The 13627-nt window shown below is 55.2% G+C and carries 12 protein-coding genes and 3 pseudogenes; 4 read left to right on the top strand and 11 right to left on the bottom strand.

The window, feature by feature from the left end:
• The first annotated feature begins 30 nt into the window (after positions 1 to 30).
• Positions 31 to 579 (top strand): 4-helix bundle domain-containing protein, encoded by a 549-nt coding sequence (locus JCM2850_RS22540; RefSeq protein WP_234406137.1) that lies wholly within the window; start codon positions 31 to 33, stop codon positions 577 to 579.
• Positions 580 to 614: 35 nt separating this feature from the next.
• Positions 615 to 2006 carry an FTR1 family iron permease gene (locus tag JCM2850_RS17610; RefSeq protein ID WP_234406136.1) on the top strand — a complete coding sequence of 464 codons (1392 nt, stop codon included), beginning with the start codon at positions 615 to 617 and terminating at the stop codon, positions 2004 to 2006.
• Between the two features lie 104 nt (positions 2007 to 2110).
• Here JCM2850_RS17610 and JCM2850_RS06395 read toward each other — a convergent pair whose 3' ends face one another.
• From JCM2850_RS06395 to sucC, 8 genes and pseudogenes are all read right to left on the bottom strand, one after another.
• Positions 2111 to 2485: a VOC family protein gene (locus JCM2850_RS06395; RefSeq protein ID WP_025870605.1), complete on the bottom strand. Its 375-nt coding sequence runs from the start codon at positions 2483 to 2485 to the stop codon at positions 2111 to 2113.
• A 101-nt stretch (positions 2486 to 2586) separates the two neighbouring features.
• Positions 2587 to 2931, bottom strand: a complete 345-nt coding sequence (locus JCM2850_RS06390; protein WP_025870603.1) for a DMT family protein — start codon at positions 2929 to 2931, stop codon at positions 2587 to 2589.
• Positions 2932 to 2945: 14 nt separating this feature from the next.
• On the bottom strand, positions 2946 to 3284 hold the full coding sequence (locus JCM2850_RS06385; protein WP_025870601.1) for a P-II family nitrogen regulator: 339 nt from the start codon (positions 3282 to 3284) through the stop codon (positions 2946 to 2948).
• A gap of 72 nt (positions 3285 to 3356) precedes the next feature.
• On the bottom strand, positions 3357 to 4970 hold the full coding sequence (locus JCM2850_RS06380) for an NAD+ synthase (RefSeq protein WP_025870598.1): 1614 nt from the start codon (positions 4968 to 4970) through the stop codon (positions 3357 to 3359).
• Positions 4971 to 5033: 63 nt separating this feature from the next.
• Entirely contained in the window at positions 5034 to 5594 is a 561-nt protein-coding gene (locus JCM2850_RS23880; protein WP_369384850.1) for an ankyrin repeat domain-containing protein, read from the bottom strand.
• On the bottom strand, positions 5537 to 5986 hold the full coding sequence (locus JCM2850_RS23875; protein ID WP_369384849.1) for an ankyrin repeat domain-containing protein: 450 nt from the start codon (positions 5984 to 5986) through the stop codon (positions 5537 to 5539). The genes JCM2850_RS23880 and JCM2850_RS23875 overlap by 58 nt, the downstream gene beginning before the upstream one ends.
• A 113-nt stretch (positions 5987 to 6099) precedes the next feature.
• A pseudogene (gene sucD / locus JCM2850_RS17600) lies at positions 6100 to 6977 on the bottom strand (succinate--CoA ligase subunit alpha).
• Between the two features lie 2 nt (positions 6978 to 6979).
• Positions 6980 to 8142: pseudogene (gene sucC, locus JCM2850_RS17595) on the bottom strand (ADP-forming succinate--CoA ligase subunit beta).
• A 188-nt stretch (positions 8143 to 8330) separates the two neighbouring features.
• On the opposite strand from sucC, the pseudogene serB reads away from it, so the two are divergent.
• Positions 8331 to 9217, top strand: a pseudogene (serB, locus tag JCM2850_RS17590) (phosphoserine phosphatase SerB).
• A gap of 9 nt (positions 9218 to 9226) precedes the next feature.
• Complete coding sequence (locus JCM2850_RS06350; RefSeq protein ID WP_025870597.1) at positions 9227 to 9793, top strand: peptidylprolyl isomerase; 567 nt, start codon at positions 9227 to 9229, stop codon at positions 9791 to 9793.
• 230 nt (positions 9794 to 10023) lie between these two features.
• Here the strand turns inward: JCM2850_RS06350 and JCM2850_RS06345 are convergent, their stop codons facing one another.
• The 3 genes from JCM2850_RS06345 to fabA form a co-directional block, all read right to left on the bottom strand.
• A complete protein-coding gene (locus tag JCM2850_RS06345; RefSeq protein ID WP_025870596.1) occupies positions 10024 to 11436 on the bottom strand; it encodes an aminotransferase-like domain-containing protein in 1413 nt (470 codons plus the stop codon).
• Positions 11437 to 11611: 175 nt separating this feature from the next.
• Positions 11612 to 12841, bottom strand: a complete 1230-nt coding sequence (fabB, locus tag JCM2850_RS06335; protein WP_025870590.1) for a beta-ketoacyl-ACP synthase I — start codon at positions 12839 to 12841, stop codon at positions 11612 to 11614.
• Positions 12842 to 12916: 75 nt separating this feature from the next.
• Positions 12917 to 13432 (bottom strand): 3-hydroxyacyl-[acyl-carrier-protein] dehydratase FabA, encoded by a 516-nt coding sequence (fabA, locus tag JCM2850_RS06330; RefSeq protein ID WP_025870586.1) that lies wholly within the window; start codon positions 13430 to 13432, stop codon positions 12917 to 12919.
• Between the last annotated feature and the right edge of the window lie 195 nt (positions 13433 to 13627).

Below are 13627 nucleotides of genomic sequence, written 5' to 3'. Positions count from 1 at the left end.
TCGCATTAAATGATGAGTTTCAAACCTAATATGATCAATTTCAGCCTGACCCGGCCAATTGCAGTGCCGCGTTCACCTCTCTCTTTGCGTATTCAGTCATGCATCAGCCTGCTGAGCAGCGTCCTGGCCTTATTGGCGATGCTGGGTAGCAGCGCAGCCTACGCGGTGACCGACGAGGAGAAAGCGCAAACCGCTGTGCATATGCTGGACTACGTCAGCGTTGATTACCCAGAGTTTGTGCAAAATGGCGAAGTGCTCAACCCCGAGGAATATGCCGAGCAACTGGAATTTGCCACCCACTCTGGCAGCCTGATCAAGGAACTGCCCGTAACACCAGAGCAAGGCCAGCTATTGCAGCAGGCCGCCAGCCTGCGCGAGCAGATCATTGCCAAGGCTGAGGGCAGCCAGGTTTCTGCGGCAGCCAATAGTCTGCGTCTTGCGGTGATCCAGGCTTACAAACTCACGGTAGCACCCAAGGAAACCCCAGACCTCAATCGCGGTGCCCAATTATTTGCCAGCACCTGCGCGGCCTGCCATGCAGCACTGGCCATGGAGATGGCCCACTGGCCAAGGGTTTAGAGCCTGAGCCTAGCAATTTCCATGAGCAAGAGCGCATGCGCATGCGTAGCGTCTATGGCCTCTACAACACCATCACGCTGGGCGTGAATGGCACGCCCATGCAGCCTTATTCTCAATTGCCGGAAGTTGACCGTTGGAGCCTGGCTTTTTATGTTGCCAGCCTGCGCTTGAGCGCTGAACAGAAACAACATGGTCAGACGCAATGGCAGCAAGGCCAAGGCAAAGAAGCCTTGGCTACGCTCAAGCAGTTGGTAATGCTCGCCCCTGCCGAAGCTGAACAAGCCAAGCTGAATGATGTGCAAGCCTATCTGCTGTCACAACCCGCCGCCTTGCAAACCCTGGCTGCCAACCCACTGGATACCGCCCGCAGCAAGCTGGCAGCCACGCTGGCAGCCTATCGTGCTGGCGATGTGGCTGGCGCACGCCAGCATGCCATCAGCGCCTATCTTGAAGGCTTTGAGCTGATAGAAAACGGCCTCAACAATGTGGATAAAGGCCTGCGTATAGAAGTTGAGCGCGAGATGATGGATTTGCGCAGCGCCATTGCATCACGTGCCAGCGTCGAACAGATAGAAAGCCGTATCACCAAGATCAATACCCTGCTGGATGATGCCGCAGAAAAACTGGTGGCAGGCAGCCTCAGTGGGGCTACCGCATTTGTCAGCTCGCTGCTTATCCTGCTGCGTGAAGGTCTGGAAGCCATTCTGGTACTGGCAGCACTCAGCGCATTTATCCGCAAGACTGGCCGCAGAGACGCCCTGCCCTACTTCCACCTGGGCTGGATTATTGCCGTGGTACTTGGCGCTATTACCTGGTTTGTTGCCAGCTATCTGCTGACTATTTCCGGAGCGGGTCGTGAAATGACAGAGGGTATTACCGCGCTGATTGCCTCGGTGATGCTGCTTTATGTCGGTTACTGGCTGCACAGCAAATCGCATGCGCATGCTTGGCAGCAATTCATCAGCAGCCAAGTCACCGCTGCGCTGGACAAGCGCACCTGGTGGGCCATCGCTGGCGTATCTTTCCTCGCGGTCTACCGTGAGTTGTTTGAGGTAATTCTGTTCTATGAAGCACTCTGGGCACAGGCTGGGCCTGAAGGCCAGGGGGCGGTCATCGGTGGTATTGTCGCCGCCATGGTATTACTGGCGATTTTGACCTGGGTCATCCTCAAGTACAGCGTACGCCTGCCGCTGGGCAAGTTCTTTGCTGCCACTGCGGGCCTGCTGGCCTTGCTGGCCGTGATCTTTGCTGGTAACGGCATTGCCGCACTGCAAGAAGCAGGCTTGATCACTGCAGACCGTATCAACTTCATCACCGTGCCACTGCTGGGTATCTTCCCCACCATACAGACCCTGGCGGCACAAGGCATAGCCTTGGCCTTGGTGATTGCGGGCATGCTGGCAAGCCGTAGCCAGGGCAAGCACTAAGCTCTTACACAAGGCTGGCAGTAGCAGCCATCTCAATGAAAAAAGCCTGGCGATGCCAGGCTTTTTTATTATCTTGAGAGCAATCTCCAATGCGCGCTTAGCGCTTACTTAACCGCAGAAAACTCCAGCGCATTACCATCGGGGTCACGGCAGAACACGGCTGCACGGCCAGACATGCTCATGGTGTATTCCACCCCGGCTGAATCCAGCGCGGCGGTGATAGGCAATACATCATCCACCGAGAACGCCACGTGATAATCACGGCCACCATGCGCGGGATGTACTACCTCGCTATAGGGATTGGGCACTACCATCAGGTGCAACTGGTTGATACCTATGTCATACCACACGCCTTCAAAACTCAGCGGCGGGCGCTTGTCGCTGGGGCTCAGGCCCAGTAGGCCTTCGTAAAAATCGCGTGAACGCTGCAGGTCGGCAACAATAATTCCGGTGTGCAGCATTTGATTGATCTTGATCATTGTTAACTCCATTTCAAGGCATAGCCCATGGGGGGAATGGCGTAGTCTGGTTAGAGGATGCCGTACACCAGGCAGCTAGCCCAGTGCTGGCGAGTCCGGCTTCAAGTGGCACGGAACATGAAATACACTGCGGCCACCAGGCACAGGCCAGCCCAAAGAAAATCAAGCTTGACTGGTTGTTGCATATAGAAAATGGCGAACGGCAGAAACACGCTGAGCGAGATGACTTCCTGCAATATCTTGAGCTGGGCCAGCGACAGCACTGTATAGCCTATGCGATTGGCGGGCACCTGGAACATATACTCCAGCAGCGCCACGCCCCAGCTCAGCAAGGCGGCGAGATACCAGGGTTTATCGTTGAGGTTTTTCAGGTGCGCATACCAGGCGAACGTCATGAAGACGTTGGAGACGCCTAATAGCAACACGGTTTTCCAGACCACTGGCATGGCTGGCCTTAAGCTCAGATAGCTGCGTCGTCGGTCTCACCGGTGCGGATGCGGATGATCTGCTCTACCGGGCTGACGAATATCTTGCCATCACCAATCTTGCCGGTGCGGGCGGCCTTGATCACGGCCTCAACGGCTGCATCAACCATCTCGTCCGTCACCACCAGCTCTACCTTGATCTTGGGCAGAAAATCCACCACATATTCGGCACCACGATAAAGTTCGGTATGGCCTTTCTGGCGACCGAAACCCTTGACCTCGGTCACGGTGAGGCCGTTGGCGCCAATCTCGGACAGTGCTTCACGCACTTCGTCGAGCTTGAATGGTTTGATAACGGCTTCGATTTTTTTCATGATGGTTTTCCTTCTCCTGTTGACTTAGCGTCTTACACACATTGGCAATGTGCCTTACGGCCCAACCAGCTGTCATGGTACAAACTTATTGGTCAGGGGGTAGCGTCTATCCTTGCCAAACCCCCGCTCGGTAATCCTGACGCCAACTGGTGCCTGGCGTCGTTTATATTCATTGCGGTCTATCAAGCTGGTGACCCTGTCTACGTCCTGCTCTCTATAGCCCAGATTAATAATCTCGCTACGGCTCATGTCATGTTCAACATAGGCTTCAAGTATGGCATCGAGCACGGCGTAATCCGGCAGGCTGTCCTGGTCTGTCTGATCATGGCGCAACTCAGCCGAGGGTGGGCGCAAAATAATGCGCTCAGGGATCACTGGCGAGAGTGTATTGCGATAGCGCGACAGTTGGTAGACCAGTGTCTTGGAAACATCCTTGAGCAGCGCAAAGCCTCCGGCCATGTCACCGTATAAAGTGCAATAGCCTACCGCAGTTTCGCTCTTGTTGCCCGTGGTAATGACCAGCTTGCCAAACTTGTTGGATAAGGCCATCAGCAAGGTGCCGCGTATGCGCGCCTGCAGGTTTTCTTCCGTGGTATCAAAGTCTGTCCCGGCAAAGGCGTCAGACAACGTGTGGCTAAAGCTATCAAACACGGGCGCTATCGCCAGCTCCTGATAGCGTACCTTAAGCCCTGCTGCCATGCTGCGGGCATCTTCCAGACTCATGCTGGCGGTGAATTCCGAAGGCATCATCACCGTTTCAACACGCTCTGCGCCCAGCGCATCCACGGCAATTGCCAGTGTCAGTGCTGAATCTATGCCGCCAGACAAACCCAGCAAGACACCGGGGAAGCCATTTTTCTCTATGTAATCGCGCAAGCCTAGCTTGAGCGCTGCGTATACCGCTGCTTCCAGCTTGGGAAAGCCAATAATCTCTGCGGACTGAGGGGCTACCTTGTTGGGTATGCCACTGATATTCACTATGCCCAGCGCTTCTTCAAAAGCGGGTAATTGCTGGGTCAGCGCCCCCTCGTCATTCATCACGAACGATGCGCCATCAAACACCAGTTCATCCTGCCCACCCACCAGGTTGGCATAAATCACTGCCAGCCCGGTTTCGCTGATGCGCTCACGCACGACCTTGTGGCGTTCTTCTTGTTTGTTGAGATGGTAAGGCGAGGCATTCAACACCAGCAGCAGTTCAGCCCCGGCGTCACGTGCCTGCTGTGCAGGCGCAGGGCCCCAGACATCGGCACAGATGACAATGCCCAGCTTGCAGCCTTGATGCTCTACCACCAGTGCACTGCTGCCCTCGCTGAAATGGCGCACTTCATCAAACACGCTATGATTGGGCAGCAATTGCTTGTGATAGGTATGCACAATGCTGCCACCCAGCAATACCGAGGCAGCATTGTATCTATGCCCCAGATGCTTGCGCGGATGACCGAGCACCACCAACAAGTCATGCGGCAGGCTTTGTGCCAGCGCATGCAAGGTCTTGTCGCAGCGCTCATTAAAATCATGGCGCAGCAGCAAATCCTCAGGCGAATATCCCGATAAAGCCAGCTCAGGACTCAGCATCACGCTGGCCCCTGCCGCCCGCGCCTGCTGGGCATAGGCCAGCAGCTTGGCGCTGTTGGCGGCCAAGTCACCTACGGTGGCGTTGATCTGGGCTATTGCAATTTTCATGCGGCGATTTTCATCAAGATGCAGATTCGAGGCTGTATTAAGAAAAGCAAGCTGGTAGCCAGCTTAATAGCTGCCACCCGCATCCTTGATAATCTGCACGATTTCCGGCTTTTTACCCTTAAGTGCATATACCAGCGCAGTAAGGCCGTACTGATCGCGCTTCTTCACATCCGCGCCACTGGCCAGCAGCAATTTGACCAGTTCCACATTGCCGTCACTCACCGCATATTGCAGCATGGGCGTGCCTTCAGAATCGGCATGGTTCACATCTGCACCACGCTCAATCAGCACCTTGGAAGCATCCGTCTGCGATTTTTTCACTGCCCAGGAAAGTGCTGTCCATTTGGTCTTGTCCTGATCATCCAGCTTGGCACCCTTGTCCAATAGCAGGCGCACAGCATCAACATTGCCCTCACGCGCAGCAAACATCAGTGCCGTAAGGCCAAAGCGGTCACGTGCGGAAACATCAGCGCCTTGTTCAATCAGCGTGGCAATGGTGGCGGTGTCACCATTCTTGGCGGCATACATCAGAATGCTCTTGCCATCATCACTCTTGCTGCTGGGGTCTATACCATGGCCCACCAGCATCCCCACCATTTCGCTATAACCCGAAGTAGCGGCCATGCCCAGTGCGCTCCAGCCAGATTCATCCTGACCTTGGCATCTGCACCGTGATCCAGCAACACCTTGGCGCTGGCAACAAAATTCTTCTTTGCCGCAAACATCAGCGCCGTCCAGCCGCCATTGTCCTTGGCATTTACATCGGCGCCCTTTTCCAGCAATGCCTTAACCACATCAGCCTTATCCTTGCGCGTAGCGTACATGAGGGCGGTAATGCCATCGGCATCGCGGGTGTTGGGGTTAACGCCGCTGTTGAGCAAGGATTTGACCGTGACCACATCACCCTTGGATGCCACCGTCAGCAGATAGGGCACTTGCTCCTGTGCCGCCAGTGCCGATAAGGGCGTGGCAATCAGGGCAGAGCAAAACAGCACAGCTATGAGATGACGCGACATACAATTCCCGCTAATGGTTGAGATGGCGATTGCTTGGTGTTTAAAGCTTAATCTTTTAAATAATGCTGAGGTTTTACGCTTAAGACTTTACGCTTAGGACTTTACGCTGAGTCTCAACGCTTGGCTTCAAGCGCAGCCTGAACCGCTTCGCCCAAGCCAGCCGGAGAGCTGGCTACAATCACGCCAGCCTGTTCCAGCGCACGTATCTTGTCTTCAGCCTTGCCGCTACCGCCAGAGATAATGGCACCCGCATGACCCATGCGCTTGCCCGCAGGCGCAGTTTGACCCGCGATATACCCTGCCACAGGCTTGCTGACGTATTGCTTGATGTATTCAGCCGCGGCTTCTTCGTCACTACCGCCTATCTCACCCACCATAATGATGGCTTCGGTTTCCGGATCTGCCTCAAACAATTCTAGCAATCAATGAAATTCATGCCACGGATAGGGTCACCACCTATGCCCACGCAAGTAGACTGGCCCAGGCCCAATGCTGTGGTCTGGTGCACGGCCTCATAGGTCAGTGTGCCTGAGCGTGAGACTATGCCTACCTTGCCGCGCAGATGAATACTGCCTGGCATGATGCCTATCTTGCACTCATCCGGCGTAATCACGCCTGGGCAGTTTGGCCCAACCAAGCGCGTGCCATTGGCCTTGAGTGCAGCCTTGACGTTCAGCATATCCAGCACTGGAATGCCTTCGGTAATACAGACCACCAGTTCTATGCCAGCATCGCTGGCTTCAAGGATGGAGTCTGCAGCAAATGCGGGCGGCACGTAGATCACGGAAGCATTGGCTCCGGTCTCACGTACGGCTTCGCGCATGGTGTTGAACACAGGTAGATCCAGATGGCGTTGACCGCCCTTGCCCGGTGTCACACCGCCCACCATCTTGGTGCCGTAGGCCAGTGCCTGTTCGGAGTGGAAAGTGCCCTGCTTGCCAGTAAAGCCCTGGCACAGCACCTTGGTATTCTTGTTAACCAGTATCGCCATCTTTACACCTTCACTGCTGCAACTGCCTGCTGGGCGGCATCGGTCAGGCCCAGGGCGGAAATAATCGACAAACCACTTTCGCTAAGCATCTTGCGGCCCAGCTCGACATTGGTGCCTTCCAGGCGCACGACTACCGGAATCTCAATACCGACTTCCTTCACCGCAGTGATAATGCCCTCGGCAATAATGTCGCAGCGCATGATGCCGCCAAAGATATTCACCAAAATCGCCTTGACGTTGCTATCGGCCAGAATGATCTTGAAGGCACGCGCCACGGTGGTCGCAGTTGCACCACCACCCACATCCAAGAAATTGGCAGGCGCGCCGCCATGCAGCTTGATCAGGTCCATGGTTGCCATGGCCAGGCCAGCGCCATTGACCATACAGCCAATATTGCCGTTAAGCGCAATATAGTTAAGCCCGGCGTTGTGCGCCTCGGCTTCCTTGACATCGTCCTGGCTCCAGTCACGCTGCTCTGCCAGCTCACGACGGCGATACAAGGCGTTGTCATCCACGCTCATCTTGCAATCCAGCGCTACCAGTGCACCGTCAGCGGTAATCACCAAGGGATTGATTTCCAGCAATGCCAGATCGTTTTCCTTGAACAGGCGGTAAAGCCCCTTGGCTATGCGGGTGAAAGCAGCAATCTGCTCGCCAGCCAGCCCCAGCGCAAAGGCAATATTGCGCGCCTGGTAGTCCACCAGACCGTTCAGCGGATCACAGACCTCCTGCAAAATCTGCTCAGGGTGATGCTGGGCAATTTCTTCAATATCCATGCCACCTGCGGCAGAGGCCACCAGCACGACTCGCTCCAAAGAGCGGTCTACCAGCATGGAAAGATAAAGCTCACGCGCAATCGGCAGGGTTTCTTCAACCAGCACCTTGCTGACAGGCTGACCATCGGGAGCATTCTGGTAAGTCACCAGGGATTTGCCCAGCAGGTTGGCGGCTACATCCTTGACTTCATCCAGACTGCGTACCAGCTTAACGCCACCAGCTTTGCCGCGGCCACCCGCATGCACCTGGGCCTTGACTACCCAGGCATCACCCTCAAGGGCGCGCGCGGCATCCACTGCCGCCAATGCGACTCTGCCACCTGGCTACGCGGCACGGTCAGACCATAACGCTGCAGCAAGGCCTTGGCCTGATACTCATGCAAATTCATGTTTTTACTTTTGGTAATGGGCTAATGCTGTATTTTCGCGCAAAACCCCGTCTTGCGCCAGCTTGGGCTGTGCTGGCTGCTCAGTCACAGTCATTAACCTGAGGCATATTTTGCGGCACCAGACCAGTCCGGGCTGGCTATGTATAATGGCGGCTTACTTTTTTCGTCTTCTGCAGCGACTCACACCTATGCGTATCGTCATCCAGGGTCTTGCCATCAGCTACCCGCAACTGACTCATATCCATCAACTCAGCAGTGCCAATCCGCACCAGCAGTTTATCCAGACCGCCGAGCATGCCTACATGCTGCCCAACCAGCATGAAATCACGCCAGAACTGCGCGCCTTCTGCCTGGAGCAAAACCTGGATATTGCCCTGGTAGACGACAAGCACAACCTCAACAACCTGGGCCTGGCGTCATGGACATGGATTCCACCCTGATCACCATAGAGTGCATAGACGAAATTGCCGATATGCAGGGCTTGAAACCGCAAGTGGCCGCCATCACCGAAAGCTCCATGCGCGGCGAAATTGAATTTGCCGAAAGCCTGCGTCAGCGCGTTGCCCTGCTAAAAGGGCTGGATGCCACGGCACTGCAACGTGTCATTGATGAGCGCCTGCAACTCACCCCGGGCGCGCAAGCCTGGATACAAGCCTGCAAGCAGCACAACATCAAAACCATGCTGGTTTCTGGCGGCTTTGACTTCTTTGCCGACCGCGTACAAGCCATGCTGGGCCTGGATGTCGCGCGCGCCAACACGCTGGAAATTATTGATGGCAAGCTCACCGGACGCCTGCTGGGCAATATCCTCGATGCGCAAGCCAAGGCCGATTATCTGGAGCGCTTCCGCCAAGAGCTGGGCCTGCGACAAGACCAAGTGGTAGCCATAGGCGATGGTGCCAACGACCTGCGCATGATGGCAGCCGCTGGTTGCGGCGTGGCCTATCACGCCAAGCCTGTGGTGCAGGCCGAAGCTAGCTATGCACTCAACCATGTCAACCTGGAGGGACTGGTGGCGTTGTTTACCCCATTAGTAGCCCACGCGGCCTCCCCCTCTGCAACAACCTGCCATTAAGGATAGAACATGACCAAGTCCCTACACCTTCCATTGTTGTTACTGGCCCTGCTCGGCCCCTTGCCCGCACTGGCGCAACCTTTGGCTGAGATACAGACCAATCAGGGCCTGATCATTGTCGACCTCAACAGCGAAAAAGCCCCTAACTCGGTGGCCAATTTCGTGCGTTATGCCAAGGAAGGCCATTACGCAGGCACCATCTTCCACCGCGTGATAGCGGGCTTCATGATCCAGGGGGGTGGTATGGATACCAATTACGAACTCAAGCCCACCCATGCGCCCATCCGCAATGAAGCCGACAACGGCCTCACCAACGCCACTGGCACCATCGCCATGGCGCGTACTGGTGATCCGCACTCGGCTTCTGATCAGTTCTTTATCAATGTGAACAACAATGCCTCGCTGAACTTCAGCGAGCGTTCGGAGACTGGTTGGGGTTATACCGTGTTTGGACGGGTGATCAAGGGTATGGACGTGGTGCAACGCATCGCGTTGACCCCCACAGATGGCGGCGATGCGCCTTATCAGAATATTATTATTGAGTCGGTGACGATCAAGGAAGACAGCCCAAAATAAAGGCTAGCCATAGCTGTATCAGTTGATTAGCATGGTGAGGTTTGCCAGTAGAGACGCCTGATGGATTCATCGGGCGTTTTTTGTTTTTGGGTTGCAGTGGTCTTGGCAGCTGATACTGTTAGCGAGAGATTTTGCTTCGCCTTGCCGGGAGAGTCCATTTCTTTTGCTTCGCCTCTATAGACCGGGGACATAGGTCTCCGGTATCTACACACTAAACCTGCACACCAGTCCTAGCCTTGCTCTGCAATAAACCTCCCCAAAGTCCGAAAAGCCTGCTCCACATCCGCATCTACAGGCTGACTGTAATTCAGCCTGATGCAATGTGCATATTGATGCCGCACCGAGAATATAGGCCCAGGCGCAATGCTGACGCCTTGCGCCAAAGCCTCGCGGAACAAGCGCAACACATCCACATGTTCTGGCAAGGCCACCCAAAGGAAATACCCGCCATGCGGTCGGGTAACGCAGGTGTCCGCCGGGAAATGCTGAGCCACCAGATGTAAATAGTGATGCTGCTGCAATTCAAATTGCGCGCGCAATTTGCGCAGATGCCTGTCATAGCCACCATGCTGGAGATAATCAGCGATGGCAGCCTGGGCGATGGTACTGGTCGATAGGGACGTAATCACCTTGAGTCGCTCAACTTCTTGCTCATACCGTCCCGGCAGGGTCCAACCTACACGGTAGCCGGGTGCCAGCGTCTTGGAGAACGAGCTGCAGTGCATGACATAGCCTTCACGGTCAAAGGCCTTGGCGGGCTGATGCTGTTGCGCACTGAAATGCAGTTCGCCATAGACGTCATCCTCTATCAGCGGTATCTGGTAACGCGTCACCAGTTCCACCAGCGCACGTTTGCGCTCTGTCGGCATGCTGGCACCTAGCGGGTTCTGCAGGCTGGTCATGCTCCAGCAAGCGCGTATTGGGCACTTTTCCAGCATTTGTTCCAGGTATTCGAGGTCCATGCCCAATACCGGGTCCACCGGGATTTCTACAGCCTTGAGTTGCAGTCTTTCCAAGGCCTGCAGGCAGCCATAGAAGGCGGGCGATTCTATCGCCACCAGGTCTCCAGGCTTGGTCACTGCTTCCAGACAGAGGTTGAGTGCTTCAAAAGCGCCGTTGGTGATGACGATGCGGTCTACATCGGCTTCTATGCCTTGCATCAGGTAGCGTTTGGCAATCTGGCGGCGCAGATCCTGATTGCCAGGCGGCAGGGATTCGACAATATCTGCCGCGCCCATATGTTTGGTCGCCCGTGCCAGCGAGCGCGACAAACGCTCCAGGGGGAACAGGGCTGGCCAGGGAAAGGCCGAGCCCAGCGGCACGGTCGCGGCATTTTTGATGGAGCTTAAGATGGAAAACACCAGATCGCTGACGTTGACCGCTGTGCTCTCCTGCTGGGTAACAGGCTTGCTGGGCGCAGGGATGGTCTTGATGGCGTGATGGCTGACATAGTAGCCAGACTTGGGCTGGGCGCGGATCAGGCCCAGGTTTTCCAGCTCGTAATAGGCCTTGAAGATGGTGGCAGGGCTGAGCTTGTGATTGAGGCAGGCCTGACGTACCGAGGGCAGTTTTTCGCCGGGGGCCAGTATGCCTGCACGTATGGCAGTGGCGATATCATGCACGAGTTTTTCGTAGAGTTTCATGCCGCTCCCAAAGCGCGCCATTCCCTGCCATAAGGCAGCTTAAGCACATGCAGAAAATTGAGTTCTTTCAAATCCCAGTGACAAAAAAAAACAGCCAATGCCAGTGAATAAAAAGGGGACAGAGGCAGTGACAAAAAAGGGGCCAGAGGCCCCTTTTGTATCACTCGCATTTGGTTCAAGCGAGATTCTTGCGCGAGAACACCAGTGTGGCATTGGTGCCGCCAAAGCCGAAGCTATTGGACAGCGCGGTTTGCACATTGGCATTGTCTATGCGTTGCCGGACGATGGGCAGGCCTTCCGCCGCCGGGTCAAGGTTCTCAATATTGGCTGAAGCGGCGATGAAATCACCTTCCATCATCAGCAGGGTGTAGATAGCTTCGTTCACCCCTGCTGCACCCAGCGCATGGCCAGAGAGGGATTTGGTAGAGGCAATAGCAGGCAGTTTGCCGTGCTTGCCGTCAGCAAATACTTCACGGATCGCTTCCAATTCCTTGGAATCACCTACCGGGGTGCTGGTGCCATGGGTATTGATGTAATCCACGTCACCCACGCCTTGCAGCGCCAGTTCCATGCAGCGCACTGCGCCTTCGCCACTAGGGGCAACCATGTCGTAACCGTCGGAAGTGGCACCATAGCCTACGACTTCGGCGTAGATCTTGGCACCACGCGCCTTGGCGTGCTCGTACTCTTCCAGCACCAGAATGCCGCCGCCACCAGAAATGACAAAGCCGTCTCTATCCTGATCGTAGGTACGTGAGGCTTTTTCTGGGGTGTCGTTATACTTGCTGGACATGGCACCCATGGCATCGAACAGATAGGACAGTGACCAGTGCTCTTCCTCGCCGCCGCCAGCAAAGACAATATCCTGCTTGCCGAGCTGAATCTGCTCTACCCCTGCGCCTATACAGTGGGCACTGGTAGAACAGGCAGAGCTGATGCTGTAATTAACGCCCTTGATTTTTGCGCCCGTTGCCAGGGTAGCGACAATGCCGCTACACATGGCCTTGGTCACCATATAGGGGCCAACACGACGTATGCCCTTCTCGGCCAGCACCGCATTGCTTTCTTCTATGCTCTCGGTAGAGGGGCCACCACCACCAACGATAATGCCGGTGCGCACATTGGAAACCAGGTCTTCGCCCAACTGGGCATCGGCAATCGCTTCCTGCAGTGCAATCCAGGCGTAGGCATGACCTTTGGCCATGAAACGCATGAGTTTGCGGTCTATCAGTGCTTGCACATCGAGCTTGACCGAGCCTGCCACATGCGAGCGCAGGCCGCGATCAGCGTATTCCTGATTGAAGGTAATGCCAGACTTGCCTGCACGCAGGCTATCTAGCACTTCTGACTTGTTGTTACCGAGACTGGAAACAATGCCCATCCCGGTGACCACGACACGACGCATTGCGTGTTCTCCTACATTGATTCATTGATGTCCGGGGCAAAAAACACCCATGCGGACTTGGCTACAAACGCTTGCTTAGAAATTGTCGGTACGAACAAACAAGCCTACGCGCAAATCGTTCGCAGCGTAAATCTCGCGACCGTCAATCTCCATGCGGGCATCAGCAATGCCCATGACCAGCTTGCGCATGATGACGCGCTTGAGGTCTATACGGTAAGTAATCTTGGTTCCGGTAGGCAACACCTGCCCGGTAAACTTCACTTCGCCTGCACCCAGGGCGCGGCCACGGCCCTTGCCACCCATCCAGCCCAGGTAAAAGCCCACCAGTTGCCACATGGCATCCAGACCCAGGCAGCCCGGCATTACCGGGTCACCCTCGAAGTGACAGCCGAAGAACCAGAGATCAGGCTTCACATCGAGTTCGGCAATGATTTCACCATTGCCATATTTACCGCCATCTTCAGTAATGGAGACGATACGGTCAAACATCAACATCGGCGGCAGCGGTAATTGCGCATTGCCTTCACCAAACATCTCGCCACGGCCGCAGCTGAGCAATTCTTCAAAGGTAAAACTATTCTGTTTTTGCATTTAGTTATTCTGTACTTTTCAATCCCGGTATTTTCGCCTGAAATGCAGTTTAACAAAAGCCCTAGACGATGAAAGTATTAAGATAAGACACAATATATCGCTCAAGCATGACAGCTAGGCTAGGCTTGCAACAGACACTTGTCGCCATTTTCGGCCTAGCTATACCGATCTGTTTACACCAGGAATTAAAACCCA

The sequence above is a fragment of the Methylobacillus glycogenes JCM 2850 genome (genome assembly GCF_000617925.1).
Taxonomy (GTDB): domain Bacteria; phylum Pseudomonadota; class Gammaproteobacteria; order Burkholderiales; family Methylophilaceae; genus Methylobacillus; species Methylobacillus glycogenes.
The sequence above is the reverse complement of the archived record's forward strand: the minus strand, read 5'-3'. Positions and strand labels throughout refer to the sequence as shown.